This is a genomic window from Bradyrhizobium diversitatis (genome assembly GCF_016031635.1).
GTDB lineage: Bacteria > Pseudomonadota > Alphaproteobacteria > Rhizobiales > Xanthobacteraceae > Bradyrhizobium > Bradyrhizobium diversitatis.
The window spans coordinates 171,083-198,049 of the sequence record NZ_JACEGD010000008.1 but is presented as its reverse complement, the minus strand read 5'-3'; the positions used below and the strand labels follow the sequence as shown (position 1 = coordinate 198,049).

The window sequence follows — 26,967 nt, the reverse complement described above, 5'->3', positions numbered from 1 at the left end:
TGATGGCGCCACCGCTGATCCAATTGAAAGACATCAGGCTGACCTTTGGCGGCACGCCGCTCCTGAGCGGTGTCGAGCTCAATGTCGCGCCGGGTGAACGCGTTTGCCTGATCGGCCGCAACGGCTCCGGCAAGTCGACGCTGCTCAAGATCGCCGCCGGCCTCGTCGAGCCCGATGGCGGCACGCGCTTCGTGCAGCCCGGCGCCACCGTGCGCTACCTGCCGCAGGAGCCAGACTTCGGCGACCACAAGACCACGCTTGCCTATGTCGAGTCCGGGCTCGCGCCCGGCGACGACCAGCACCAGGCGCGCTATCTGCTGGAGCAGCTCGGCCTGACGGGCGACGAGGACCCGCACAATCTCTCCGGCGGCGAAGCCCGCCGCGCGGCGCTGGCCTTTGTGCTGGCGCCCTCGCCCGACATCCTGCTGCTGGACGAGCCGACCAACCATCTCGATCTCTCCACCATCGAGTGGCTGGAAAAGGAGCTCGACAGCCGCCGCAGCGCGCTGGTGATCATCAGCCACGACCGCCGCTTCCTCACCAATCTGTCGCGCTCGACCGCCTGGCTCGACCGCGGCAGGATCAAGCAGATCGATCGCGGCTTTGCCTCGTTCGAGACCTGGCGCGACGAGGTGCTGGCGGAAGAAGAGCGCGATCAGCACAAGCTCGACCGCAAGATCGTCGACGAGGAGCACTGGCTTCGCCACGGCGTCTCCGGACGGCGCAAGCGCAACGTCAAGCGGCTCGCCAATCTGCATGCCCTACGCGATCAGCGCCGCAATTATCGCGGCACCGCCGGCAGTGCCAATCTCGCAGCCAGCGAAGCCGAGCAGTCCGGCAAGCTGGTGATCGAGGCGAAATCCATCACCAAGGCCTATGGCGAGCGCAAGATCGTCGAAAATTTCTCCACCCGCATCCAGCGCGGCGACCGTCTCGGCATCATCGGCCCGAACGGCGCCGGCAAGACCACGCTGGTCAACCTGCTCACCGGCGGCATGCAGCCTGATTCCGGCACGGTGCGGTTAGGTGCCAATCTGGAGATGGCGACGCTCGACCAGCACCGCGAAAGCCTCGATCCCAAGTCGACGCTGGCGGAAGCGCTGACCGGTGGCCGCGGCGACCACGTCATCGTGGGCGGCAAGCCGAAGCACGTCGTCGGCTACATGAAGGACTTCCTGTTCGCGCAGGAGCAGCGCGGCACGCCGCTTGAAGTGCTCTCCGGCGGCGAGCGCGGCCGCTTGATGCTGGCGCGCGCACTGGCAAAGCCGTCGAACCTGCTGGTGCTGGACGAGCCGACCAACGATCTCGATCTCGAGACGCTCGACGTGCTCGAGGAGATGCTCGGCGATTACGAAGGCACGGTGATCCTGATCAGCCACGACCGCGATTTTCTCGACCGCGTCGTCACCTCCGTGATCGCGCCCGAGGGCAACGGCAAGTGGATCGAATATGCCGGCGGCTACAGCGACATGCTGGCGCAGCGCGGCGCCGACCTGAAGCGTGAGACGGCGAAGGCGCAAGCTCCGTCGGAGAAGAAAGAGGAACGCTCCGCTGCTCCAGCTTCGGCGCCGAAGCGGAAGCTGAGCTTCAACGAGAAGCACGCGCTGGAAACGCTGCCGAAGAAGATGGAGACGCTGCAGGCAGATATTGCGAAATTGCAGCGCGTACTCGACGATCCCAATCTCTACACCAGGGATCGCAAGACATTCGACGACACCTCCGCCGCGATCGCCAAGGCGCATGACGAACTGTCCGCCGCCGAAGAGCGCTGGCTCGAACTCGAAATGCTCCGCGAAGAGATAGAACAGGCCTGAATCATGACCACATCCCTCGCCGCCAAGATCGCCCGCGAATACGGCACGCCCTGTGCCGTGATCGACATGGACAGGGTCGAGCGCAACATCGCGCGCATCCAGAAGGCCTGCGACGACGCCGGCGTCGCCAACCGCCCGCACATCAAGACGCACAAGAACCCGACCATCGCCAGGATGCAGGTCGCGGCCGGCGCCAAGGGCATCACCTGCCAGAAGCTCGGCGAGGCCGAGATCATGGCCAATGCCGGCATCGACGACATCCTGATCAGCTACAATCTGCTGGGTGAAGAGAAGATGGCCCGCCTCGGCGCGCTGCAGGCGAAGGCCAACATGACGGTGGCCGCCGACAATTCGACCGTCGTCGCCGGCCTGCCCAAGGCGGCTGCGGCGTCGGGCCGGCCCCTCTCGGTCGTGGTCGAATGCGACACGGGGCGCAAGCGCGCCGGCGTCGAGACGCCGGCCGAAGCGATTGCACTGGCGCGTGAGATCGCAGCCTCCAAGGGACTCGAGTTCGCCGGCTTCATGCTGTATCCGACCGAGACCGGCTGGGCGGATGCGCAGAGATTCTACGACGAGGCGCTGGCTGGTGTGCGCGCGCACGGGCTCGATGCCAAGATCGTCTCGACCGGCGGCACGCCGAATCTCGTCAATATCGGCAAGCTCAAGGGCGGCACCGAGCATCGCTTCGGCACCTATATCTACAACGATCGCATGCAGGTCGCCGCAGGCTCGGCGACCTGGGACGATTGCGCGCTGCACATCTATTCGACCGTGGTGAGCCGCGCCGCGCCCGAGCGCGGTATCCTCGACGCCGGCTCGAAGACGCTGACCACGGACACCGGCGGCCTCGACGGCCACGGCCTGATCCTGGAGCATCCCGAGGCCAAGATCGCGAAATTCGCCGAGGAGCACGGCTTCCTCGACCTCTCCCGCAGCAACACGCGGCCGAATGTCGGCGACGTCGTCCGCATCGTGCCGAACCATGTCTGCGTCGTCGTCAACATGATGGACGAAGTGGTGATGGTGCGCGGCGAGGAGATCATCGGCACGCTGCCGGTCGCGGCACGGGGGAAGCTGCGGTAGGGGCACAGTCGCTGGCGTCGAGCGCCCGCGCATCCTTCGAGGCTCCCAGCGCGATGCCTTGCATCGCGCCGCTCGCACCTCAGGATGACGCTCTCTCTAGACTAAGCCAGCGCAAGCTAACGCTCTTTCGTAGCCGTCACCCTGAGGTGGCCGCTTCTTCAGCGGCCCTCGAAGGGCGGCGGCGTTCTACGAACGCTTCAGCCATTCCAGCACGCCCCTGCCCGCAGCAAGCCCTGTCGCGAATGAGGCCTGCAGCAGGTAGCCGCCGGTCGGCGCTTCCCAGTCCAGCATCTCGCCGGCGGCGAACACGCCCGGCAATTTGCGAAGCATGAAATGCTGGTCGAGCTCATCGAAGGCAATCCCGCCCGCGGTCGAGATCGCCCGCTCGATCGGGGCTGTGCCGGTGAGCTGAACCGGAATGGCATTGATCAGATGCGCCAGCTCGGCCGGCGAAAACGACGCCAGCAGCCGGCCGGAGGCGATGGCCGCCTCCTGCATCAGGCCGATACCGACCGGCGACAATTGCGCCGCCTTGCGCAGGAAGTTAGCCAGCGATTGCTTGCCGCGCGTGCCCGACAGGCGCGTTGTCAGGTCGGCGACGGCAAGGTCCGGCCGCAGCGCGATCATCAGCCGCGCGTGCCCGAGATCCAGCACCGCCTCGCGCAGTTCGGCCGAGAGCGCGTAGATCGCACCGCCTTCAATGCCGCTACGCGTCATCATCGCTTCGCCGCGCACCGTGTGCGCACCAATCGTCAGCGCCACGCCCTTGAGCGGCTGGCCCTCGAAACGCTCGCGGAACACTTCCGACCATGCGACCATGAAGCCGGAATTGGCCGGCCGGAGCTTCGCGACGGCAATGCCCCTTGCGGCGAGAAGATCGACCCAGCCGCCGTCCGATCCGAGCCGCGGCCAGCTTGCGCCGCCAAGGGCGAGCACCACTGCCCCGGCCTCGATCGAGCGTTGGCCGGCGCCGGTGCGAAACAGCAACCGGCCGTGCTCGTCCCAGCCAATCCAGCGATGACGAAACGCAAACCGCACGCCGGCGGCATCGAGCCGCCGCAGCCAGGCGCGCAGCAAGGGCGAGGCCTTGAACGCTTTCGGAAACACCCGCCCGCTGGTGCCGACGAAGGTCGGCTCGCCCAGCGCCTCGCTCCAGGCGCGCAGCGCGTCGGGCGGGAACGCCGCGACCGCCGCCTCCAGCTTCGGTGCCGCCTCGCGATAGCGCGCCATGAACTGCGGCAGCGGCTCGCTGTGGGTGAGGTTGAGCCCGCCCCGGCCCGCCATCAGGAATTTGCGGCCTGCGGACGGCATCGCGTCGTAGACGGTGACGCGGGCGCCGCCCTGCGCCAGCACTTCCGCCGCCATCAGCCCGGCGGGACCGGCGCCGATGACGGCGATGTAGGTGTCGGGTGGAGTCATGGCGGGAGCTTAGGCTGAGCCGCGTGTCAAACCAAAGGTCGTCATGCCCGGGCTTGTCCCGGGCATCCACGAGTGCGATGCTGGTGGTGACAAAGACGTGGATGGCCGGGTCAAGCCCGGCCATGACGGCTGAGAGTGCGGCGATGCCCGCTCCTAAAGCTTGATCCCCGCCCGGGCCGCGGCCTGCGCGACGTATTTCTGCGTCTGCTCGAAGGCGCCTTGCAGCGCTTTCGCCTTCGACATGTCGCTGATCTCTCCGAAATGCGCGGCGACCGCATCGGGCGTCCACTCGCTCTCCGGCAGGTTGATGCCTTCGCTCTCGAGAATCTTGATCACGGCGAAGGAGCCGGCGCCGGCGCCCATGATGGTGCGGGTCGGCGCGTCCTCGCTGAGCATGTACTCGACCGCCGGCGTGATCGCGTTCGGCTTCATCAGTTGCAGCGCCTGGGGCGGCAGCAGCTCTTCGGTCATGCGGGTCGCCGCCGTGGGCGAGATGATGTTGACGCGGATGTCGTTCTTGCGGCCCTCTTCCGCCAGCACGTTCATCAGCCCGACCATGCCGGACTTCGCCGCGCCGTAATTGGCCTGGCCGAAATTGCCATAGAGGCCGGAGGACGAGGTGGTCAGCACGATGCGGCCGTAATTGCGGTCGCGCATGCCGGCCCAGGCCGCCTTGCAGCAATAAAAGGTGCCGACGAGATGCACGTCGAGCACCTTCTGGAAATCGGCGGCTTCCATCTTGCCGAACGATTTGTCGCGCAGGATGCCGGCATTGGCGCACAGGAGATCGACGCTGCCCCATTCCTTGGTGGCACGCTCGACCATGGCGGTGACCTGCTCGAAGTTCGAGACATCGGCGCCGTCGGCCATCGCGGTGCCGCCGGCCTTGCGGATCTCCTCGACCACGGATTCGGCCGGCGACAGCGAGCCGCCGGTGCCGCCACGCGCGCCGCCGAAATCGTTGACGACGACCTTGGCGCCGCGGCTGGCCAATCCCAGCGCGTGCGCCTTGCCAAGACCATTGCCCGCGCCGGTGACGATGGCGACGCGTCCGTCGAACCTGATTGCCATGGATTACGTCCTGTTCTTCCCTTCTCCCCTTGTGGGAGAAGGTGGCGCGAAGCGCCGGATGAGGGGTCTCTCTCGGCAGATGAGTTCGCGGAGAGAGACCCCTCACCCGCCTCGCTTCGTGAGGCAGCCTCCCCCACAAGGGGAGAGGGGACGCCCCGACTTTGGTCAGCTTTTGACCAGCGTTGGGTTGCCGGGTCAAGCCCGGCAACGACACGCGGCATCAGGCGAAATAGATCAACCCGAGCCAATCCGCGACCAGCGCGGGCTTGTCCTCGCCTTCGATCTCGACCGTGACGTTGGTGCGGGACTGCAACTCGTTGGGCTTGCGGAGCTTCGCTTCCGCCAGCACGAAACGGCCGCGGACGCGCTTGCCCGAGCGGACCGGCGAGATGAAGCGCAGCTTGTCGAAGCCGTAGTTCACGCCCATCGTGGTGCCCGCGATCACCGGCATCACCTCGTAGGACATGATCGACATCAGCGACATCGTCAGGAAACCGTGCGCGATGGTGCTGCCGAACGCGGTCTCTTTCTTCGCGCGTTCCGGATCGACATGGATAAACTGGTGATCCTCGATCACGTCGGCATAGGTGTCGATGCGGGGCTGGTCGATCAGGTGCCACGAGGACACGCCGATCTCCTTGCCGACCATGGCCTGATAGGCCTGAAGCGTAATCGGCGGCTTCTTCCAGACTTCGTTCATTTGGTCACTCCTGGTGCCGTCATTCCGGGGCGATGCGGAGCATCGAGCCCGGAATCCATCGCGCCGCAGAGCCTGTTGCGAAATGGATTCTCAGATGCGCAATTGCGCATCATGGCTCGCGCTTCGCGCGCCCCGGAATGACGAAATCTCACTAAGTTTCGCCGCGTGTCTTTGCCAGCTCCGGAAACTCCTCCTCGCGGAATTCCCGGCCGCGCAGCGGATCGTCGTGATCATTGTCGCGTTCCAGCCGTCGTAGCTGGACGCGACGGATTTTTCCAGAGATCGTCTTCGGCAGCTCGGTGACGATTTCGAGACGGCGAATGCGCTTGAATGGTGCGAGGCGCGCGTGAAGATGTTTGAAGATGGAGAACGCGGTCTCGGGTGAACGCTCCGCGCCCGATGTCAGCAGCACGAAGGCCTTGGGAATGGCGAGCCGGATCGGATCCGGGCTCGGCACCACCGCGGCTTCCGCGACCAGCTCGTGCTCGAGCAGCACGCTCTCGAGCTCGAATGGACTGATGCGGTAATCCGACGACTTGAACACGTCGTCGGAGCGGCCGACGAAGGTGAGATAGCCCTCGTCGTCTTCGAACACGACATCGCCGCTGCGGTAGAGCTCGCCTTCGGCGCCAGACAGTTTGCCGTCGTCGCTTTGATAGCCCTGCATCAGGCCGGCCGGGCGCTCAGTCCCGAGCACCAGCGTGACCTCGCCTTCCTTGGCCGGGTTCCCATCGGCGTCGCTGATCTGGACGCGATAACCCGGCAGCGGCCGGCCCATCGAGCCGACCTTGATCTTCTGGCCCGGCGAGTTGCCGGCGAGCGCCGTGGTTTCGGTCTGCCCGTATCCGTCACGGATGGTAAGTCCCCAGGCCGCCCGCACCTGATCGATCACCTCGGGGTTCAGCGGTTCGCCGGCGCCGCAGACCTCGCGCAAGGCCACCTTGAACGATGCAAGGTTCTCCTGGATGAACAGCCGCCATACCGTCGGCGGCGCACACAGCGTGGTGACGCCGCAGCGGCCGATGGTGGCGAGCAGCGCCTTGGCATCGAAGCGCGGCTGGTTGACCACGAATACGGTCGCGCCCGCGTTCCACGGCGCGAAGAAACAGCTCCAGGCATGCTTGGCCCAGCCGGGCGAGGAGATGTTGAGGTGAATGTCTCCGGGCTTCAGCCCGATCCAGTACATGGTGGAGAGATGGCCGACCGGATAGCTGCGCTGGCTGTGCCGCACCAGCTTTGGTTTCGCCGTCGTGCCCGAGGTGAAATAGAGCAGCATCGGGTCGTCGGCGTTGGTCGGGCCATCCGGCGTGAAGCCCTCCGGCATTCTGGCCGCCTCGTCATAGGCGAGCCAGCCGTTGGCAGCCGCGCCGACCACGATGCGAACGACATTCTCGGTCCCAAGGCTCGCGAACTTTGCGACCTGATCCTCGGCGGCCACCACCGCCTTCGCCTTGCCGCGATCGAGCCGGTCGCGCAGTTCGTCAGCGGTGAGCAGCGTCGTCGCGGGAATCACGACGACACCGAGCTTCATCGCCGCCAGCATCGTCTCCCACAGCGGAACCACGTTGCCGAGCAGCAGCAAAAGGTGGTCGCCGCGCTTCAAGCCCTGCGCGCGGAGGAAGTTGGCGACCTGGTTGGAGCGCTTCGAGAGCGCCGCGAAGGACAGTTTTGTCTGCTGGTCCTGTGCGGCATCGACAATCCAGAGCGCAGGGCGGTCCTTGCTGTCCGCACTCGCCGCCAGCTCGGCGTCGAACCAGTCGAGCGCCCAGTTGAAGGGAACCGGATCAGGCCAGCGGAATCCTTTGACCGCCGCCTCGTATTCCGTGCGGTGCTTTAGCAGAAACGCGCGCGCTTCCTGGAATGTCGTCATCAAGCTTTCCCGGCCAGACTCCTAACGTGCTTGATAATTCCGGAAAAATCCACCCCGCCCTGGCCGGCTGCGTCGAAAGACTGATAGATCTCCTGCGCATGCTTGCCGAGCGGCGTCGCCGCGCCCGCAGCCTTCGCGGCGTCCTGCGCCAGCGTCAGATCCTTCACCATCAGCGCAGAAGCAAAGCCCGGCTTGTAGTCGTTGTTCGCCGGCGAGGTCGGCACCGGCCCCGGCACCGGGCAATAGGTCGTCAGCGACCAGCATTGGCCGGACGACGTCGAGGCGACGTCGAACAGCGCCTGGTGCGAGAGCCCGAGCTTTTCACCGAGCGCGAAGGCCTCGCTCACCGCGATCATGGAAATGCCGAGGATCATGTTGTTGCAGATCTTGGCGGCCTGCCCTGCGCCGGCGCCGCCGCAATGCACGATCTTCTTGCCCATATTTTCGAGCACCGGCTTGGCCGCGGCAAATGCCTTCTCCTCGCCGCCGCACATGAAGGTGAGCGTCGCCCCCTTGGCGCCGCCGGTGCCGCCGGAGACCGGCGCGTCGACCGAGAGCACGCCGTGCTTGGCGGCCAGCGCATGAGCCTGCCGCGCGCTTTCGACGTCGATGGTGGAGCTATCGATGATCAGCGCGCCCTTGGTCATGGCTGGAACGACCTCGTTCCAGACGCCGAGCACGTGCTTGCCCGCGGGGAGCATGGTGACGACGACATCAGCGCCCTTCACCGCGGCGGGCGCGCTGTCGGCAATGCCAGCGCCGTCGGTCCTGGCCTGATTGCGGGAGGCCTCGACGAGGTCGAACGCCACCACCTTGTGGCCGGCCTTGACCAGATTGGCGGCCATCGGGCCGCCCATGTTGCCGAGACCGATGAATGCGATCGTGGCCATTGTCGTTTCCTCCGCTGTCGCGTTGTTAGTTGAACTTCAGCTCATCAGTGCCGATCTCGGCGAGATACGGCGCAAGCATCTCCGGCGTCACATCCTCGATCCGCGGCGGCGACCAGGTCGGGTTGCGGTCCTTGTCGATCACGGCCGCGCGCACGCCCTCGCGGAAATCGTCGCTGCGGAAGACCTCCAGCGCGGCGCGGTATTCGCGCACCAGACACTCTTCCAGGTTCGACGCCGTGCGCGCGAGCCGCAGCAGTTTCAGCGTCACCACCATGCCGCGCGGCGATTTTTCGTTGAGCGCCTTCAGCGTCGCCTGTGCGAATTCGGAGCCGTCACGCTTCAGCGCCGCGACGATGTCCTCCATGCGGTCGAAGCCGAACAGAGCGTCGATGGCCGCCTGCTTTGCGGTCACCGGCCCGGCCGTCTCGCCCGTCGCAAAGCCATTGATGAGCTTGCTGACGTCGGCTGCGGTCGCGCCCTGACGAAGCTTGGTCAGCGCCTCGCGCAGCTCCGGCCATTTGGCTGCCGGCACCACGGCATCCGCGAACTTGGCGTGGATGGCGTCCGGCCCATTCATGGTCTGCCCGGTCAGGCCGAAATACGTGCCGATCTCGCCGGGCGAGCGCGACAACAACCAGGTGCCGCCGACGTCGGGGAAGAAGCCGAGCCCGACTTCGGGCATCGCAAGCCTGGTGCGGTCGGTGACGACGCGGTGGCTGGCATGGCCGGAGAGGCCGACGCCGCCCCCCATGACGAGACCGTCCATGAACGCGACGTACGGCTTCGGATATTTCGCGATCCGCGCATTCATGACGTATTCCTGGCGCCAGAACCGCGCGCCGAGATCGCCGCCCTCGCGCGAACTCTCCCAGAGGCCGCGAATGTCGCCGCCGGCGCAGAGGCCCCGCTCGCCGGCGCCTTCCAGGATGATCAACCCCACTTCGGAATCGGTTTCGAACCGGTCCAGCGCCGCATCGATGCCGATGGACATCTCCAAGGTCATGGCATTGATCGCCTTCGGGCGGTTGAGCCGGATCACGCCCGCTGCGCCCTCGCGGCGAACGATGAGATCGCCCTCCTCCGCCGAACTCATCGTGCGCCCTCGATCAGTTTGCGCGCCACGATGAGCCGCATGATTTCATTGGTGCCTTCGAGGATCTGATGCACGCGCAAGTCGCGCACGATCTTCTCGATGCCATATTCGCTGAGGTAACCGTAGCCGCCGTGAAGCTGCAGCGCGTGGTTGGCGACCTCGAAGCCGACATCGGTGCCGAAACGCTTGGCCATCGCGCACAGCATGGTGGCGTCGGGGTCCTTGCGGTCCAGCGCTGCCGCGGCACGCCACAGGAAGGTGCGCGCGGCCTCGAGCTCGATCGCCATGTCGGCGAGGCGGAATTGCAGGGCCTGGAATTCGTCGAGACGCTTCCCGAACGCCTTGCGCTCCTTCATGTAGGCGCGTGCCTTGTCGAGCGCAGTTTGGGCACCACCAAGAGAACACGCCGTGATGTTGAGGCGGCCGCCGTCGAGACCAGCCATCGCGATCTTGAAGCCGACGCCCTCCTCGCTGAGCCGATTGGCGACGGGCACGCGGGCGTTTTCGAACATGACGGCGCGGGTCGGCTGTGCATTCCAGCCCATCTTGCGCTCGTTGGCGCCAAAGGAGACGCCCGGCGTCTTGCCGTCGATGACGAGGGTCGAGATGCCGCCGGGGCCATCACCGCCGGTGCGGACCATCGCGACCAGAACGTCGGTGCCGCCGGCGCCGGAGATGAACTGCTTCTGGCCGTTGAGGACGTAATGATCGCCGTCGCGCACCGCACGGGTGCGCAGCGCTGCCGCATCCGAGCCGGCGCCCGGCTCGGTCAGGCAGTAGCTGGCGATCAGTTCCATGGTGCAGAGCTTCGGCAGCCATTGATGGCGCTGGGTGTCGCTGCCGAAGGCATCGATCATCCAGCTCGCCATGTTGTGGATGGAGATGAAGGCGGAGGTGGTCGGGCAGCCCGTCGCCAGCGCCTCGAAGATCAGCGCCGCGTCGAAGCGGGTCATCGCTGAGCCGCCGACATCGTCGCGGATGTAGATGCCGCCCATGCCGAGCGTCGCGGCCTCGCGCATCACGTCGACGGGAAAATGCTTCTCCTCGTCCCAGCGCAGCGCATGCGGCGCGATCTTCTCGGCCGCAAACGCAAGCGCCATGTCGCGAACCGCGATCTGATCCTCGTTCAGAGCGAACTGCATTGCCGCCTACCCTCTTGCCCCATCGTCATTGCGAGCCACCGGGTCCGCGCGAAGCGCGGCCCGATGACAGGCTCCGCGAAGCAATCCAGGCTGCCTCCGCGGAAAGACTCTGGATTGCTTCGTCGCTACGCTCCTCGCAATGACGGGCTGGGCTACAGCCTTACTTCATCAGCGGGATCGAGAACTCCGCGCCTTCCTTGACGCCGGACGGCCAACGCGAGGTCACCGTCTTGGTCTTGGTGTAGAAGCGGATCGAGTCCGGGCCGTGCTGGTTGAGATCGCCGAAGCCCGACTTCTTCCAGCCGCCGAAGGTGTAATAGGCGATCGGAACCGGGATCGGCACGTTGATGCCGACCATACCGACGTTGACCTTGGCTGCGAAGTCGCGCGCGGCGTCGCCGTCGCGGGTGAAGATGGCAACGCCGTTGCCGTAGTCATGATCCGACGGCAGCGCCAGCGCTTCCTTGTAATCGTGCGCGCGCACCACCGAGAGCACGGGGCCGAAGATCTCTTCCTTGTAGATCCGCATGTCCTTGGTGACGTTGTCGAACAGCGAACCGCCGAGATAGAAGCCGTTCTCATAGCCCTGCATCTTGAAGCCGCGGCCGTCCACGGCGAGCGTCGCGCCTTCCTTGATGCCGATGTCGATGTAGCCTTTGACCTTTTCGACCGCCTCGCGCGTGACCAGCGGACCGTAATCGGCCGACGGATCGATCGAGGTGCCGATCTTGAGCGACTCGACGCGCGGGATCAGCTTCTCCATCAGGCGGTCGGCGGTCGACTTGCCGACGGGCACCGCGACCGAGACCGCCATGCAGCGTTCGCCGGCCGAGCCGTAGCCTGCGCCGATCAGCGCGTCGACAGCCTGGTCCATGTCGGCGTCGGGCATGATGATGGCGTGGTTCTTGGCGCCGCCGAAGCACTGGCAACGCTTGCCGGTCTGCGCGGCGCGCTCGTAGATGTACTGCGCGATCGGAGTCGAGCCGACGAAGCCGATGGCCTTGATGTCGGGATCGTCGAGGATGGCGTCGACCGCCTCCTTGTCCCCGTTGACGACGTTGAGGATGCCGGCCGGCAGGCCCGCTTCCATCATGAGCTCGGCGAGCAGCATCGGCACGCCGGGGTCGCGCTCCGACGGCTTGAGGATGAAGGCGTTGCCGCAGGCGATCGCCGGGGCGAACTTCCACATCGGGATCATCGCCGGGAAATTGAACGGCGTGATGCCCGCGACGACGCCGAGCGGCTGGCGCATCGAATAGATGTCGATGCCGGGGCCCGCCCCTTCCGTGTACTCGCCCTTCATCAGATGCGGAATGCCGCAAGCGAATTCCGCGACCTCGAGGCCGCGCTGGATGTCGCCCTTGGCGTCGGGCACGGTCTTGCCGTGCTCACGCGCGAGCAATTCGGCAAGCTTGTCGTAATCGCGCTGGACCAGCTCCACGAATTTCATCATCACGCGGGCGCGGCGCTGTGGATTGGTTGCGGCCCATTCGGGCTGTGCTGCGCGCGCGTTCTCGACGGCGGCGCGGACTTCGGCCTTGGAGGCCAGCGCGACCTTGGCCTGGACGTCACCGGTCATCGGCTCGAAAACGTCGGCAGTGCGGCCCGAGGTGCCCTTGACCTCCTTGCCACCGATGAAATGTCCGATTGAACGCATGGGATGATCTCCTTAGGCCGAGCGTGGTCGCTTTGACAAATCCTATCGACCTGCATTTTATAGGATTCAAGTCTGAGATAATGCACCATAGATGTGCGAAAATGCTGGATCAAGGCGCTATCGACTGGGACGACTTTCGCTTCGTGCTGGCCATCGTGCGGGGCGGCTCGGTCTCGGCTGCGGCAAAACAGCTCGGCGTCGACCATGCCACGGTGATCCGCCGCGTCGATCGGCTGGAAAAGCACCTTTCCGCCAAGCTGTTCGACCGGCGCAAGACCGGCTATCTCCTCACCGAGGCAGGCCAGCGCGTCGCCGACAGTGCGGAAGCGATGGAATCGACCATCGTCGCCAACCAGGAGCAGGTCGGCGGCTCGGTGGCACGGCTGACCGGCACCGTGCGGATCGGGGCACCCGACGGGTTCGGTACCGCCTTCCTGGCGCCGCGACTCGCGCCCTTTGCTGACCGCTACCCCGATCTCGATCTGCAACTTGTGGCAACCGCGCGGCTGTTCAGTCTCTCCAAGCGCGAGGCTGATATCGCCATCAGCCTGACCATGCCGAAGGAAGGCCGCATCGTCGGCCGCAAGCTGCTCGACTACCGCCTAGGGCTCTATGCCTCGCCAGCCTATCTCGACCGCTTTCCCAGGATCTCGTCACGGCAAGACCTGCCGCAGCACCGCTTCGTCGGCTACATCGAGGAGTTGCTGTTCACGCCGGAGCTCGACTATCTGCCCCAGGTGTCGCCGCGGATTTCCGCGCGTTTTCGCAGCGCCAATCTGATCGCCCAGCTCAATGCTACGCTCTCGGGCTTCGGCATTGCGGTGCTGCCGCATTTCATGGCGAGCGATCATCCGCAGCTCGTCGCAGTGCTGCCGGACGACATATCGATCATGCGGACATTCTGGATGCTGATGCACGCCGACAGCAAGGACCTCGCGCGGATCAGGGCGGTGGCGGACTACATCAGCGAGATCGTCGAGCGCGAGCGGTCGTTGTTTGCGGGACGGTAGCGCCGTTTCCGCAGGGTGAGCGAAGCGTGCCCACCATATCAGTCGCGCGAGTGGACAGATGGTGGCACGGCGCAAGAACGCCTTTGCCTACCCTACGGCTGCCGAGGTCGGCCTAACTCTGCTTCACCTTCTTCGCCGCAGGCACCTTCGGCTGGCGCTTCACGCCATCGAGCGCGCTATCCCGGCCTGCCTTCAGCACCTCGTCCGACAATTCGTTCGATCCGGCGATGCGCGCCAGCAGCATGGTGCCGGCCATCGTCGCCAGCGTCGCGATCGCCTGCTTGCGCGCGGCCTTGCGTGGCATGTTCGGGATATAGTCGGTCATCATCTCGATCATCTGGTCGAGCTTGCCGGCAAAGGCCTTGCGTGTCTTCGGGCTCTCGCGGGCGATCTCGGCGCCAAGCGCGGGGATCGAGCAGCCATGGCCGGGATTGTCGCGATGCAGCGTGGACAGATAGCTCTCCGCGACCAGCGCCAGGCGCTTTTCAGGAGCGGCCTCGCCGGTGAGCTTGCGCCAGTGCTCCATCGAGCGGTCCATGGCATAGCCAAAGGCCTCGATCACCAGGGCCTCGCGGGAATCGAAATGCGCGTAGAAGCCGCCATGAGTCAGGCCCGCCTCCTTCATGAGATCGGCGACGCCGATACCATGGGCACCCTTCTCGCGCAGCCGCACGGAGGCCTTCTTCACGATGCGGTCGTGGGTTTCCTGCTTGTGTTCCGGGGAATAGCGCATGCGGATCTCATTGGATGTCGAGAGTCATCTCATAGCACGCAAATGCCGCGATCGGTGCATTAATTCACGTTAAGTTACGCCGATCATGGAAAAGGTTGCAGTTGCATGGACCGCCAGGGCCCCCTTTCCGTCGCGGACCAAGCCCTCGGTGTAGCTGGTCTGGCGTCCCAGCTTGATCACCTTGCCTTCGGCGGAGATCAACCCGGAACGAACCGACAGCGGGCGCAGATAGGTCAGCTTCAGATCGAGGGTCACCGAGCTTTGCCCGGCCTCGAGCCGGGTCGAAATCGCACATCCCATGGCCGTATCGAGCAGCGCCGCTGCGGTCGCGCCGTGCAGGAGGCCGATGGTATTTTCGAGATCTTCGCGCGGCTCCAGTTCCATGACGATCCGGCCCGGCTCGACAACGGCCATGATGAACCCGATCAGCTTCGCAAAAGGCGGCGGCGGCAGCCGGCCGTCGCGAATGCCGAGCATGGCGTCCATGCCGGACAGGCCCATCGCCGCTTTCGCGACGGCGCCGGCACCTGCCAGTCCACCACGCGCTCCCGCCGTTGCGCCGGCGAAAACAGGGCGATTTGATCGATGTCGGTCATGGCCACCTCATTAAATGATATGTGTCATACTATGCCACGGACTTCGCGCTGGCAACTCGGTCTCATGGGCCCCGCTTGACAAGCCGGCCGTTTCGGCCCGGAAGTGATCCCGACCAGTGCGCCTCGCACGCGTCCACGAAACCTTCGAGATGCCCCGATGGAAATGCTCAACAACCACTGCGGCGTGACGCGCGACGCGCGCGGCGTCGTTCATGTCGCGATCTGCCACGCCGGCCCGCTCAACATTCTCGGTTCGCCCGTCACCGAGGCCGTGCGCGAAGGCCTCCAGCAGCTCGCCTCCGACCGCAGCATTCGGGTCGTGGTGCTGCGCGGCCAGAGCGAGAAGAGCATGATCGGCGGCGCAGACATCAAGGAGATGGCCAAGCTCGACCCAAAATCCGCCGAAGCCTTCATCAGCCGCCTGCGCGATCTCTGCGAGGCGGTGCGCCAATTCCCCGCCCCGGTGATCGCACGGATGCCCGGCTGGTGCCTCGGCGGCGGGCTCGAAGTGGCGGCGGCCTGCGACTTCCGCGTTGCCGCGCATGATGCGCATTTCGGCATGCCGGAGGTGCGCGTCGGTATCCCCTCGGTGATCCATGCCGCTCTCTTGCCGCGCCTGATCGGCTGGGCCCGCGCGCGCTGGCTGGTGATGACGGCGGAGAACATCGATGCTCCGACCGCGCTGGCCTGGGGACTGATCGACAAGGTCGCGCCGGAAGGCGAGCTCGATGCCGTGATCGAGCACACCGTGAAGGCACTGCTCGAATGCGGCCCCGAGGCGCTGCGATCGCAGAAGGCACTGTTGCGGCAATGGGAAGAACTGCCGCTGACGGAGTCGGTGAACCTGAGCGTCAAGGTGTTCGGCGAGTCGTTCCTGACAGACGAGCCGACGCGGCTCATGCAGGCATTTGTGAACCGGAAGCGGTAGGCGCACCAAAGACGGTGTCATGCCCCGCGAAGGCGGGGCATCCAGTACGCCGCGGCTTCTCGGTTCTAGCCGCACAGCCTCTGGAATACTGGGATCACTCGCCTTCGCGGGTGATGACAGCGTGCTGTGGGCAGCACCTCCTCCACTCGAACGACCAAATCTCATCTGAGCCACGACATTTTCTCATCCCTGCCGCGGTTGCATTTTTTGCGTCGCATCATATGATGACCATAATCCTACCCGTCATTGCAGGGAGTTCCGTCATGGCCGAAGCCGCCGATCCCGTCGTCATCGTCTCCGCCGCCCGCACCCCGCTCGGCCGCTTCATGGGCGAATTGTCGCCGCTGGCCGCCCACAAGCTCGGATCGCACGTGATCGGGGCGGCCCTGGAACGCGGCAAGCTCACCCCCGAGAAGGTCGACGAGGTCTTCATGGGCTGCGTGCTGCCGGCCGGACAAGGCCAGGCGCCGGCGCGCCAGGCGGCGCGTGGCGCGGGTCTGCCCGATGCCACCGGCGCCACCACGGTGAACAAGGTCTGCGGCTCCGGCATGAAGGCGACCATGCTGGCGCACGACATCATCCGCGCCGGCTCGGCCGAGATCGTGGTGTCCGGCGGCATGGAGAGCATGAGCAATGCGCCCTACCTGCTCGCGAAGGCCCGCGGCGGCTATCGCGTCGGCCACGACCGCGTCATCGACCACATGATGATGGATGGGCTCGAGGACGCCTATGAGACCGGCCGTTCCATGGGCGATTTCGGCGAGGCCACGGCGGAAACCTATCAGTTCACCCGCAAGGACCAGGATGCCTATGCCATGGAGACGCTCAGCCGCGCCCGCAAGGCGGTCGAGGGCGGCGCGTTCAAGGCCGAGATCGCGCCGATCACGCTGACGGAGAAAGCAGGTCCGCGGATCATCGCCAATGACGAACACCCGCTGAAAGTCGACCCCGCGAAGATCCCGGGCCTGAAGCCGGCGTTCCGCGCCAACGGCACCATCACGCCGGCGGCTTCCTCCGCCAATGCCGACGGCGCCGCCGCGCTGGTTCTGACGAAGCGCTCGCTGGCCGACCGGGGCGGCCTTCCTGTTCTCGCCGAGATCAAGGGCCACGCCACCCACAGCCAGGAGCCGCAATGGTTCACCACGGCGCCGATTCCGGCGATCCGCAAGCTGCTCGACAAGGTCGGCTGGGCTGCCTCCGATGTCGACCTGTTCGAGATCAACGAGGCGTTCGCCGTGGTCGCGATGGCGGCGCAGCGCGATCTCGGCATTCCCCGCGACAAGCTCAACATCAACGGCGGCGCCTGCGCGCTGGGTCATCCGATCGGCGCCACCGGCGCGCGGCTGATCGTGACGCTGCTGCATGCGCTCGAGGCGCAGAACCTCAGGCGCGGCATCGCCGCGCTCTGCATCGGCGGTGGCGAAGCCACAGCCATCGCAGTGGAGCGGCCGGCGCACTAGCCGTCTGCAATGGCCGAAATCAAGGGAAGTCTGTCATTTCAGACTTCCCTCGCCTGTGCCAGAATGTAACGATGATGCGGGTCTCCCGGAGCTCGCAAACCAAGATTGAGGCCCAATGATCTCGAACTGGCTCGCGGCAGCGCTTTCCCGCCGCAACATTCACTATGGCTGGGTGATGGTCGGCGTGACCTTCCTCGCCGCGCTGATCAGCGCCGGCACGGTCGGCGCGCCCGGCGTGTTCATCGTGCCGCTGCAGAAGGAGTTCGGCTGGAGCACGGCGGAGATCTCCTCCGCACTGTCGATCCGCTTCATCCTGTTCGGGCTGATGGCGCCGTTTGCGGCGGCCCTGCTCAACCGCTACGGCCTGCGCAACGTGACGCTGCTCGCGCAGTTGATCGTGGTCTCGGCGCTCGTGCTCTCGCTGGGCATGACCGAGGTCTGGCAGCTCATCGCGCTGTGGGGCGTGGTGATCGGGATCGGCACGGGCATGACCGCCCTGGTACTCGGCGCGACGATTGCCACGCGCTGGTTCGCAGCAAGACGCGGCCTCGTCGTCGGCATCATGACCGCGAGCGTCGCCACCGGCCAGCTCGTGTTCCTGCCGCTGCTAGCGAGCCTCACCGACCATTACGGCTGGCGGCTCGCACTCGGCTTCGTCTGCATCGCGCTCGGCGTGTCCGCGGTCGCCGTGCTGCTGGTGATGCGCGACCGGCCGAGCGACGTCGGCCTGCGCCCGTTCGGCGATGAAGGTACCGAGCCCTTGCCCGCCCCGCCGGTCAGCCACGGCACGATCACCGGCGTTGCGCTCGGCACGTTGCGCGATGCCTCGAAATCGACGGCCTTCTGGATCCTGTTCGCAACCTTCTTCGTCTGCGGCGCTTCGACCAACGGCCTCGTCCAGGTGCACCTGATCCCGATGTGCCTCGATTTCGGCATCCCGCAGGTTCAGGCGGCGAGCCTCTTGGCTGCGATGGGCATCTTCGACTTCTTCGGCACTATCATGTCGGGCTGGCTGTCGGACCGCTACGACAATCGCTGGCTCCTGTTCTGGTATTACGGCCTGCGCGGGCTCTCGCTGATCTTCCTGCCCTTCAGCGACTTCTCGTTCTACGGCCTCTCCGTCTTCGCAATGTTCTATGGTCTCGACTGGATCGCCACAGTGCCGCCGACCGTGCGGATCACCGCGCAGAAATTCGGACCGGAGCGCGCCAATCTGGTGTTCGGCTGGATCTTTGCCGGCCATCAGCTCGGCGCCGGCGCCGCCGCCTTCGGCGCCGGCCTGTCGCGCACGGTCTATGAAAGCTACCTGCCTGCGTTCTTCATTGCCGGCGCGCTCTGCGTGTTCGCCGCGCTGATCGTGCTGGCGCTGTCGCGGCAGCCCAAGCCGCAGCCCGCGATGGCGTAGTATCCGATCGTGCTGGTGACGCCGAGTACGGCGGCGTCACCAATCCGCTCGAGCCGGCTACCCCTTGAGCACCGGGCGCGCCGAGGCGGAGAGCGATGGCCGTGCATGGAAGTGACGGCACGAGGATCGGCGTCACTTCGAATCCTTGTTCAATTCGATCGCGACCTCCGACACCCAGGACCCCGGCGCCTCCATCAGGAAGGATTGATGATTGCTCTTGGTCTGGATCGTCACCAGCGCGGCCACCGTGTTTCCCTCGATTCGCGCCTCGATCAGGCCGTCCTTGTTCGTGCCGTAGACCTTGCCGCCCTGTCGATATTCGCTTTCGAACCAGTTGCCGGAAAGCTCCGTCCCGCTCTGCTCGATGTTCGCGGACAGGACCATCTTGTACGCATCGCTTGCGCAGCGCAGATCGAGTGTCAACGACCGTCCCGGCCTGGTGACGTTGTATGCCACTTTGCAGCGGACCTTCTCACGCGGACCATCCGACGGCTTCATCGTACCGATGCCCGACCATGCGCCGGCCAGGCTGTCGAACACCGGCTCTGCGCACAACGGGCTGATGCCGATAAGCACGAGGCAGGCCGCGCCGATGCCCAAGCGCGCCGCCGGAAACCTCAATATCATTCTGCCGATCCCGATTTGTAAAGTCTGGGCGCGTCCTACGCCCCAACAGCCACGGGATGTTGACGAAGCTGTTTAGAAATGTTGCAAAGATTGTCTGAACGTTGCCGGGATCGGCACATCGAGTACACGCCAAGATGTACCCCAGGGGAAACAAAATGCCGGCTCCGTCGTCCGCACCCATCATCCCGACCACTCCTGTGACCGCCGAGATGCGCGATGCGTTGCGCGCGATCGTCGGCGAGAAGGGATTTATCGAGGACGAGCATGGCAAGCAGCCGTTCGTGACGGATTGGCGTGGGTTGCTGGTCGGCGGGGCCGGCGCCGTCGTTCGTCCCGGCAGCACCGAGGAAGTGTCGAAAGTGGTCCGGCTTTGCCACGCGCACGGCATCGCGATCGTGCCGCAGGGCGGCAACACCGGCCTGATGGGTGGGGCCACGCCCTGGCCGGCACACACCGGCATTGTGCTGTCGCTCGGCCGCATGAATCGCGTGCTGGATGTCGATCCCGTCGGCTATTCGATGACGGTCGAGGCGGGCTGCGTGCTGCAGACGCTGCAGGAGACCGCCAGCAAGCACGACAGGTTCCTGCCGCTCAGCCTCGGCGCCCAGGGCTCGTGCATGATCGGCGGCAATCTCTCAACCAACGCCGGCGGCGTGCAGGTGCTGCGCTACGGCAACGCCCGCAATCTCGTGCTGGGGCTCGAAGTCGTCCTGCCCAACGGCGACGTCTGGGATGGATTGCGTGCGCTCAAGAAGGACAATACGGGTTACGACCTCAAGCACCTGTTCATGGGCGCCGAAGGCACGCTGGGCATCATCACCAAGGCCGTGCTCAAGCTGTGGCCGGCGCCGAAGGACGTCAGCACCGCGTGGCTGGCGATCCGGGATCCACGCGCGGCGCTGGAGATCCTGTCCGAAGCCCATAGCGCCTCCGAGGACAATGTCGGCTCCTGCGAGCTGATGAGCCGCGCCGCCATCGATATGGTGCTGCGCCACATTCCCGGCACCCAGGATCCGCTCAAGGCGGACACGCCATGGTATCTCCTGCTCGAATGGTCGTCTGCGCGCCCACGCCGGGATGGGACCGAGGGCATGTCCGAGAAGCTGGAGCAGTTCCTTGCCGACCAGTTCGAGGCCGGCCGCGTGCTCGATGCCGCGATCGCTCACACGGTCGGCCAGTCGCGCAACATGTGGCGGATCCGGGAGGGTGTGGCCGAGGCCTCCCGGGCCGAGGGTCCAGGGCTGAGCTACGACGTGTCGGTGGCGATCTCCAGGATACCGGACTTCATCGACAAGGGGACCAAGGCCGTGATCGACATCCTCCCGACCATCCGCCCCTACCCCCTGGGACACATCGGCGACGGCAATCTGCATTTCTCGTTCATGGGGCCGGCCGGCATGGATCAGCAGACACTGACCCAATACAAGGGCGCCATCACGCGGGCCGTGAACGACCTCATCACTTCGATGGGCGGATCGATCTCGGCGGAGCACGGCATCGGCATCGACAAGCTCGACGAGCTCAGTCACTACCGGTCGAAGACCGAGCTCGACATCATGCGCACTATCAAGCGCGCGCTCGATCCGCAGAACATCATGAACCCCGGCAAGGTGCTGCGGCTTTGACTGTCGCTCAACAGGTCTTCTTCTGCAAATGCTCGACGCAGGTGCAGGTCTTGGTCGCCGGATACTTCACGTCGTAGTAGGGGAAGCTCGATGTGGCCGGGCTGTTGGTCGAGCAGCGCGGGAACAGATAGTAGTTGTCGGACAGCTTCACGGTGCCGGCGATGGTGAAGCCGAGGTTGGGCGCATAGTCATAGGTCACCTCGCTCAGGACGAGCGAGATGTTGGCATTGGTGGTGCCGCTCGGCCCCGTGAACTTCGACAAGGTCATCGGGTCACCCTGCTTTCTCGCGCCCGTCGAGCTGGTCGACGTGCTCCATTGCACCGTCGCATTGCCGTTGCTGTCGGTCGACACGCCCGAGACGGTGATCGTCATCAAGGACGTGCTGCCGCTCTTGGTCGGATAGGGAGCCATGATGGCGCTCGCAGCCGCGAGAATGCCGTCCATCTGAGACGAGGTGACGGCCGTGTTCTGCGTGACCATGTCGGCGACACTGTGTGCGGTCGCGCTGACCTTGACGTTCATCGAAAGGCCGGTAGCGAGCTCGACGCCGCCGACATAGAGCACCAGCATGAACGGCACCACCATGGCGAACTCCGTCGCGGCGACAGCGCGGTCATCGGCCAGCAGGTGCCGGGCGCGAGATGACAGGGAGATCATCAGGGGGCTCCTGGCTCGTTCTGGAACGCGGCGGACGACATGATCAGCCGGTTGCCGTTGCTGAGGTTCGAGAGGTTGAAGCCGAGCGGCCCGAGCACGACCGGCCAGACATACATGACGCGGAGCACGACGATATCGCCGGCATCGCCGGGATCGTACTGCCAGGAATTGGTGACCTTGCCCGATCCGTCGAAGGTCAGGGTCGGCATTCCCGTGTTCGCCGACGTCCACGAGGTCGCCACCTGCATATCGATCATGATACCGCTGCAATTGAACAGGATCACGATCTGCTCGCAGACCTTCTGCTTGAAAGTCGCCTGCGTCATCTGTGCGGATTGAACCTGTCCGGTCATGACGAGGCGCGCCGACTGGCGCACGATGGTTTCGAGCGTCTGCTGGGCGAAGAAAACGAGGAACGTCTGGATCAGCGCGATGATGAGGGCGAGGAACGGCGCAGCGACCAGCGCGAATTCGACGGCCGTCGCGCCCCTCTTGTCCCGCGCGAAGGCGGCACAGCGATTGCGGCGTCTCATGGTTGTTGCATCTCCCGGCCCCGTCATGGCGCTTTCTCTACTGCACGAGACTGGCTGTGCTGGACGCGACCTTGATGAACAGGTCGGTCAGCGCATCGGAAATGTTCTTGCCGCTCTGAACACTTTTATAGAAACCAGGCGAGGCGCACGCCTGGAGGTTTTGCGCGATCTTGCCGGTTGAGGATTCAGGCTGGTTATACTTGTGGATCCAGTCCATGTACCATTTATCGGTTTTCTGGATGCCGGTATTGGGATCGGCGATGAGTTGTAGATACTCCGTGTAGAGGACGGCGATCTTGATGCCGCGGTTCTTGATGGTCGTGCACATCGTCGTGTCGAGCGGCTGCTGGCATCGATTGTTGGAGGCGAAGCTCGCGTTGGGGCAGGTCGTGGAAATCTTGTCTTCAACGCCGTCGGTGACGAGGAATACCACTTGCTGCGGCGTATCTCCCGCCGCGTTGCTCCCAAGCCCGGGCGTGGGCATGATGTCGTTGAGGCTCTTGAGCGCGCCTGCGATGTTCGTGCCATTGTCGGTCTTACAGTTGGTCTTCACAACAACGCAGTTCTGGTAGGCGACCGGCATCAGCGAGATGCTGGAAACCTTGGTTCCGGCGAGGGTCGGGGTGGTCAGCGTGGCCAGTGTGTTCAAACTCAAGTCGAACGTGTAGAGCGCCGCCTTGTAGGTGGTGTTGTTCAGCGCCGCCATGCACTGCATGACGCCCCCCGAGATGCCGGACTGCGGGCAGTTCGACCATGAATTGAGCAGCTGATTGACGGCATTTGTCACCAGATCAATCCGCAAAGTGATATTATTGTTTCGCGCGATCGCGAGGTTATCGTATTTCCCGCCGTCGTGGGCGATGTCGGTCTGATGACAAGCGAAGCCGCAATTCTGTGACGCCGTTGCCGACTGATACGCGGGGGCGGTGAACTTGATGAGATCGCTAATGTCTTTCGCGGTCGCGCCGATCCCCATGGACGGCGAGTCATCCATCAGCAGATAGAAATTCATGTTGGGCGCGCTGGACGCCCGCGCCGTGGCGGATCCATTGACCTGCCAGGTCTGCTTGCCGAGAACACCGGGGAAATTGTTGATGGACTGCGCGGTGTAGGACACCGTGATGGTTCGCGCGAGACCGGTATCAGTGACGGTGACCGTCGGCGTCGGGACCGAAGACAGGCCGGGAAGATTCGCCTTCGCCGCGAAAACGGCTTCCGCGGTCGCCTTGACCACGGCCGTGTCACTCTGCACCAGCATCGCCGGCCGCACGGCTGCGATCGCGGCGGCGTCGGCGGCGGCGTTCAACTGCTCGCGCTTGCGCAAGGCCAGTGTGTAGTCGAGCGTCATGCCCAAAAGAAAGATGATCGGAACCATCGTGAGCGCGAAGATGATGGCGACGTTGGCCTTCCGATCACTCCCGAAACGGAGCACTGCGCGGCGGAGCATGACCTACATCCTGATTGCCGTCGTTACGGCAAAAAACTTCCCTGAAATCTCGTGATGGGAGAGGCCGCAGCATTGCTGCGATCACCCCCACATCGCAGGCTGCAATATGCTTTTGGCCTTCTTAATCAAGACTTACGGGCGATCGACAAACATGGACCGCAACAAAGTGCGATATATCGTATTGAGAAAGCATCATTAACGTCGCTTAAACGCGATCGCAGAGATCGACGGTTAACGGAATCATGCGCAAGGTGCCGGCGGGTACACGACGTGCACCGGCAGACGAAGAGCGCGTCAGGCGCGCCTGGCGCGGACGGCGGCTCAAACAAGACCCCCGAAAACGCCCCCATGAACTGCAAAAAACGCCCTGATTGCCGGGCTTTCCGGGCCAAGAATGCGCACCATCAAGCGGGCGCTCGATCCGAGAGAACATCATGAATCCCGGCAAGGGTGCTCGGCCCGGCGCCAACAATTGGTCCAGCGTGGGAGGGTCGCAAAGATGTTGCGACCCGTCCGTGGTCTTGTCGAGCGTGGCGTTAGCTGTCCTCAAGCCACCGAACCGCCACGGGGATTGACGATCGTATACCCCCGCAATGAACGTGCGTGGATTCGCGTCGCGCGCCCGCCCGAGTTGGCGTCATAGGCCATCCAGACGTCGCCCCCGAGGTGCTGCTCCAGGACGAAAACGTGTCCTCGTCGTGCAGCAACCATTCCTGGTGCGGGTGATGTCCGCGGAAAGCGCAGCCAGTTGGCCGCAAGATTCAATTCCGGCACAATCCGGCCAAACACGCGCAGCGCAGCGCCACAGCCGCAGAAGGACGAAGGACAACCGGCCGGACGGCCACCGACAATGCGAGCGCTGGAGACACCGGAGACGGTCGCCGACGTGGCGGTGCCCCCCGCATCAGTTACCGTCAGTTGCGTCGAGCGGTAGGCTTGCAGCGAGGACCTGGAAACCGGTGAAGATCTGGAAGCTGACAAGGATCGCGAAGTCCGCTCGCGTCGCGTCTGCGAATACGAGAAGTCGCAGGGCATGGTGACATTGCATTCAGGAGCTTGATGAAAGCGATAAGGCCGTGCTTCCGATGCGACAGAACCAAGGACAATGAAGAGGCACGCAGAAAATACTTGCTTGAACATTGCAGGACTCCAAATGAGAAACCCTGCCCCGGATCATGAGAAACAAATACAGTTTGGCTGAAATGGGACTAAAGGCCGGCTGAAAACCGACTGCATTACGCGACACGGCCGGCAATCGTCATAGCCTACACGTAGCGACCGAGATGATTAACTCGCGGCGCACGAATGCCCGCTCAGCGCGTCAAGCCTGCGGCATGCAATCAAGTCAGATTCGCATTTGGAGCGTTGCGAGGGCAGACCTCGCTGCCGCTCACTGCATCATCGCGGCCGCGATCTTCTCCGCCGACATCAGGACCGGGAAGTTGGTATTGGCGCACGGCACCACCGGGAAGATCGAGGCGTCGACGACGCGCAGGCCCTGGATGCCCTTGACGCGGCCCTGACTGTCGACCACCGCCATGGGATCGTCGGCCCGGCCCATGCGGCACGAGCAGGAGGCGTGCCACACGCCGATCGTCGCCTTGCGCACGAAGGCTTCCAGCGCCTCGTCGTCGTTCATCACCTGGTCGAAGGTGAAGCCCTCGACCACGAAATTGTCGATCATGTAGTGACGCAGCGCAGCCGGCCCGTCCATCAAGGCTGCGGCGATCGTGGTGAGGATTCTGTTCCTGGTGTTGACCACGCCGATCTTGCGGACGCGGTCGGTATAGGCGGCGGGGAACGGCTTGTCCGTCACCTTCCTGACGACGTCGCTCATCTGCACCGCCGCCATCTTGCGGAAGCCGCTCATCAGGCGATCGAGGTCGCGCCGGTCGGACAGCAGGTTGAACTCGACGATCGGCTCTGCCGAGGGATCGCGCGAGGCGAGCTTGACCTGTCCGGTCTCGGAATAGGTCTTGTTGACGAAGGTCAGGAGCGAGCCGATCTGTGCGCCGACGGCGTGCCAGGCCGATTTGCTGATGACCACGACGAACATGTCACCCTTCGGCACATCAGGCAGCCCGGACGAGTAGCGCAGGCCGAGCTGCATGTGGCGCCGGGTGTGCCCGTTCATGCGGGCGCCGCGGCGGACAAAGGACGACAGCGAGATCGAGGGATGATCCATCAGGCGCTGGCCGACGCCCGGCAAGCCCATCAGCACAGGAATGCCCATGTCCTTGAGGTGGCCGACCGGTCCGATACCCGCGCGGAGCAGATGCGCCGGCGAATGGATCGCGCCGCTGGAGAGAATGATCTCGCGTCCGCGGAATTCCTGCTCGCGTCCGTCAACCGTCGCCTTCACGCCGACGCAGCGCGTGCCTTCGAACAGCAGCTCTTTGACTTGCGTGTTGGTGGAGATCGTGAGGTTGGTACGTTTGCGGGTGTCGCGGTCGAGATAGCCCATCGCGGCCGAGACGCGCTGCTCGGCCTGGTTGGAATGCGTCACCGGAAAATAGCCGTCGACGAACTCGCCATTCTGGTCGGGCACGAATTGATGCCCGGCCTGCTGGAAGGCTTGCGCGAAGGCCTGCGAGTGCCGCGTCCAATGCTCCTGCGGGATGCGGCGCACCGGAATCCGGCCGTCCTTGCCGTGATACGGTCCGTCGAAGTCGAGATCGCGCTCGACCTTCTTGAAGAAGGGCAGCACATCGGCCCACGACCACCCCTCGGCGCCCCGCGCCTCCCATTCATCGTAATCGGTCGGCGCGCCGCGATTGGCCATCTGCCCGTTGATCGACGAGCCGCCGCCCAGCACGCGCGCCTGTTCGTATTTGCGTAAGGGGGGACGCGATTCGTTTGGATTGTTGTGACTGACGACCTGCGTCGTGACCTTGAGCTCGGTCCAGTGAAAGCGGGGATCGAAATAGGCCGTGCCGGGATAGCTGTCCCTGATCTCGGCCGGTTCATTGCCCGGTGGTGTGTCCTGCCCGGCCTCGCACAGCAGGACCTTGTTGGCGCTTCTAGCGGAGAGCCGGTGGGCCAGCACGGACCCCGCCGAGCCGCCGCCCACGATGATGAAGTCGTACACGATTGGCGTTTCCTGTTGTTCTTGTTGGCGGAGCTTAGCTCGTTATTGTTTTGTCGTGGAAGTGTCTTAGATGCTGTCGGTGCCGCGCCTCGTGTCCCGGACGCGCTGCAACGCTTCA

21 protein-coding genes and 2 pseudogenes are annotated in these 26,967 nt (G+C 64.7%); 7 read left to right on the top strand and 16 right to left on the bottom strand.

The features are described 5' to 3' along the window. Positions 1-2 precede the first annotated feature (2 nt). Positions 3-1,814 (top strand): ABC-F family ATP-binding cassette domain-containing protein, encoded by a 1,812-nt coding sequence (locus H1B27_RS10020; protein WP_197965973.1) that lies wholly within the window; start codon positions 3-5, stop codon positions 1,812-1,814. Positions 1,815-1,817: 3 nt separating this feature from the next. Further along, entirely contained in the window at positions 1,818-2,897 is a 1,080-nt protein-coding gene (locus H1B27_RS10015; protein ID WP_197965928.1) for a D-TA family PLP-dependent enzyme, read from the top strand. Positions 2,898-3,083: 186 nt separating this feature from the next. Here the strand turns inward: H1B27_RS10015 and H1B27_RS10010 are convergent, their stop codons facing one another. The 8 genes and pseudogenes from H1B27_RS10010 to H1B27_RS09975 form a co-directional block, all read right to left on the bottom strand. Beyond that, positions 3,084-4,316, bottom strand: coding sequence for a BaiN/RdsA family NAD(P)/FAD-dependent oxidoreductase (locus H1B27_RS10010; protein ID WP_197965927.1), 1,233 nt, complete (start codon positions 4,314-4,316; stop codon positions 3,084-3,086). Between the two features lie 153 nt (positions 4,317-4,469). Further along, positions 4,470-5,387 carry an SDR family NAD(P)-dependent oxidoreductase gene (locus tag H1B27_RS10005; RefSeq protein WP_197965926.1) on the bottom strand — a complete coding sequence of 306 codons (918 nt, stop codon included), beginning with the start codon at positions 5,385-5,387 and terminating at the stop codon, positions 4,470-4,472. A 220-nt stretch (positions 5,388-5,607) separates the two neighbouring features. Then, entirely contained in the window at positions 5,608-6,087 is a 480-nt protein-coding gene (locus H1B27_RS10000; RefSeq protein WP_197965925.1) for a MaoC family dehydratase, read from the bottom strand. A 151-nt stretch (positions 6,088-6,238) separates the two neighbouring features. Further along, a complete protein-coding gene (locus H1B27_RS09995) occupies positions 6,239-7,957 on the bottom strand; it encodes an AMP-binding protein (RefSeq protein WP_197965924.1) in 1,719 nt (572 codons plus the stop codon). Continuing rightward, a pseudogene (gene mmsB / locus H1B27_RS09990) lies at positions 7,957-8,859 on the bottom strand (3-hydroxyisobutyrate dehydrogenase); the annotation flags it as partial. The gene H1B27_RS09995 and the pseudogene mmsB, both read right to left, overlap by 1 nt. 13 nt (positions 8,860-8,872) lie before the next feature. Then, entirely contained in the window at positions 8,873-9,940 is a 1,068-nt protein-coding gene (locus H1B27_RS09985; RefSeq protein WP_197965922.1) for an enoyl-CoA hydratase/isomerase family protein, read from the bottom strand. After that, a complete protein-coding gene (locus H1B27_RS09980) occupies positions 9,937-11,082 on the bottom strand; it encodes an isobutyryl-CoA dehydrogenase (RefSeq protein ID WP_197965921.1) in 1,146 nt (381 codons plus the stop codon). The genes H1B27_RS09985 and H1B27_RS09980 overlap by 4 nt, the downstream gene beginning before the upstream one ends. A 160-nt stretch (positions 11,083-11,242) precedes the next feature. Beyond that, positions 11,243-12,739 (bottom strand): CoA-acylating methylmalonate-semialdehyde dehydrogenase, encoded by a 1,497-nt coding sequence (locus H1B27_RS09975; protein ID WP_061026429.1) that lies wholly within the window; start codon positions 12,737-12,739, stop codon positions 11,243-11,245. A 101-nt stretch (positions 12,740-12,840) separates the two neighbouring features. Here H1B27_RS09975 and H1B27_RS09970 point away from each other — a divergent pair, with 101 nt between their 5' ends. Next, entirely contained in the window at positions 12,841-13,749 is a 909-nt protein-coding gene (locus H1B27_RS09970) for a LysR family transcriptional regulator (RefSeq protein ID WP_061876777.1), read from the top strand. Between the two features lie 112 nt (positions 13,750-13,861). Here H1B27_RS09970 and H1B27_RS09965 read toward each other — a convergent pair whose 3' ends face one another. Both H1B27_RS09965 and H1B27_RS09960 read right to left on the bottom strand, forming a co-directional pair. Continuing rightward, positions 13,862-14,482 carry a TetR/AcrR family transcriptional regulator gene (locus tag H1B27_RS09965; protein ID WP_061876778.1) on the bottom strand — a complete coding sequence of 207 codons (621 nt, stop codon included), beginning with the start codon at positions 14,480-14,482 and terminating at the stop codon, positions 13,862-13,864. Positions 14,483-14,551: 69 nt separating this feature from the next. Beyond that, positions 14,552-15,078: pseudogene (locus H1B27_RS09960) on the bottom strand (PaaI family thioesterase). 157 nt (positions 15,079-15,235) lie between these two features. Here H1B27_RS09960 and H1B27_RS09955 point away from each other — a divergent pair. The 3 genes from H1B27_RS09955 to H1B27_RS09945 all read left to right on the top strand — a co-directional run bounded on the left by H1B27_RS09955 (position 15,236) and on the right by H1B27_RS09945 (position 18,871). Next, the gene (locus H1B27_RS09955; protein ID WP_061876780.1) at positions 15,236-16,006 is read left to right on the top strand and encodes an enoyl-CoA hydratase; all 771 of its coding nucleotides are present in this window, start codon (positions 15,236-15,238) and stop codon (positions 16,004-16,006) included. A gap of 263 nt (positions 16,007-16,269) precedes the next feature. Next, positions 16,270-17,466, top strand: coding sequence for an acetyl-CoA C-acyltransferase (locus tag H1B27_RS09950; protein WP_197965920.1), 1,197 nt, complete (start codon positions 16,270-16,272; stop codon positions 17,464-17,466). A gap of 115 nt (positions 17,467-17,581) precedes the next feature. Beyond that, the gene (locus tag H1B27_RS09945; RefSeq protein ID WP_061876782.1) at positions 17,582-18,871 is read left to right on the top strand and encodes an MFS transporter; all 1,290 of its coding nucleotides are present in this window, start codon (positions 17,582-17,584) and stop codon (positions 18,869-18,871) included. A gap of 132 nt (positions 18,872-19,003) precedes the next feature. On the opposite strand, the gene H1B27_RS09940 is transcribed toward H1B27_RS09945, so the two are convergent. Continuing rightward, entirely contained in the window at positions 19,004-19,498 is a 495-nt protein-coding gene (locus H1B27_RS09940; RefSeq protein WP_197965919.1) for a hypothetical protein, read from the bottom strand. Between the two features lie 155 nt (positions 19,499-19,653). Here H1B27_RS09940 and H1B27_RS09935 point away from each other — a divergent pair, with 155 nt between their 5' ends. Then, the gene (locus H1B27_RS09935) at positions 19,654-21,123 is read left to right on the top strand and encodes an FAD-binding oxidoreductase (protein WP_197965918.1); all 1,470 of its coding nucleotides are present in this window, start codon (positions 19,654-19,656) and stop codon (positions 21,121-21,123) included. A 7-nt stretch (positions 21,124-21,130) separates the two neighbouring features. Here the strand turns inward: H1B27_RS09935 and H1B27_RS09930 are convergent, their stop codons facing one another. The 5 genes from H1B27_RS09930 to H1B27_RS09910 all read right to left on the bottom strand — a co-directional run bounded on the left by H1B27_RS09930 (position 21,131) and on the right by H1B27_RS09910 (position 26,849). Then, positions 21,131-21,784 (bottom strand): TadE/TadG family type IV pilus assembly protein, encoded by a 654-nt coding sequence (locus H1B27_RS09930; RefSeq protein WP_197965972.1) that lies wholly within the window; start codon positions 21,782-21,784, stop codon positions 21,131-21,133. Continuing rightward, positions 21,781-22,341 carry a TadE/TadG family type IV pilus assembly protein gene (locus H1B27_RS09925; RefSeq protein WP_197965917.1) on the bottom strand — a complete coding sequence of 187 codons (561 nt, stop codon included), beginning with the start codon at positions 22,339-22,341 and terminating at the stop codon, positions 21,781-21,783. Before H1B27_RS09925 ends, H1B27_RS09930 begins: the two co-directional genes overlap by 4 nt. Positions 22,342-22,351: 10 nt before the next feature. Further along, positions 22,352-23,761 carry a TadE/TadG family type IV pilus assembly protein gene (locus H1B27_RS09920; protein WP_197965916.1) on the bottom strand — a complete coding sequence of 470 codons (1,410 nt, stop codon included), beginning with the start codon at positions 23,759-23,761 and terminating at the stop codon, positions 22,352-22,354. Between the two features lie 546 nt (positions 23,762-24,307). Next, on the bottom strand, positions 24,308-24,901 hold the full coding sequence (locus tag H1B27_RS09915) for a hypothetical protein (RefSeq protein ID WP_082821892.1): 594 nt from the start codon (positions 24,899-24,901) through the stop codon (positions 24,308-24,310). 250 nt (positions 24,902-25,151) lie between these two features. Continuing rightward, complete coding sequence (locus H1B27_RS09910; protein WP_197965915.1) at positions 25,152-26,849, bottom strand: GMC family oxidoreductase; 1,698 nt, start codon at positions 26,847-26,849, stop codon at positions 25,152-25,154. Positions 26,850-26,967: the final 118 nt, after the last annotated feature.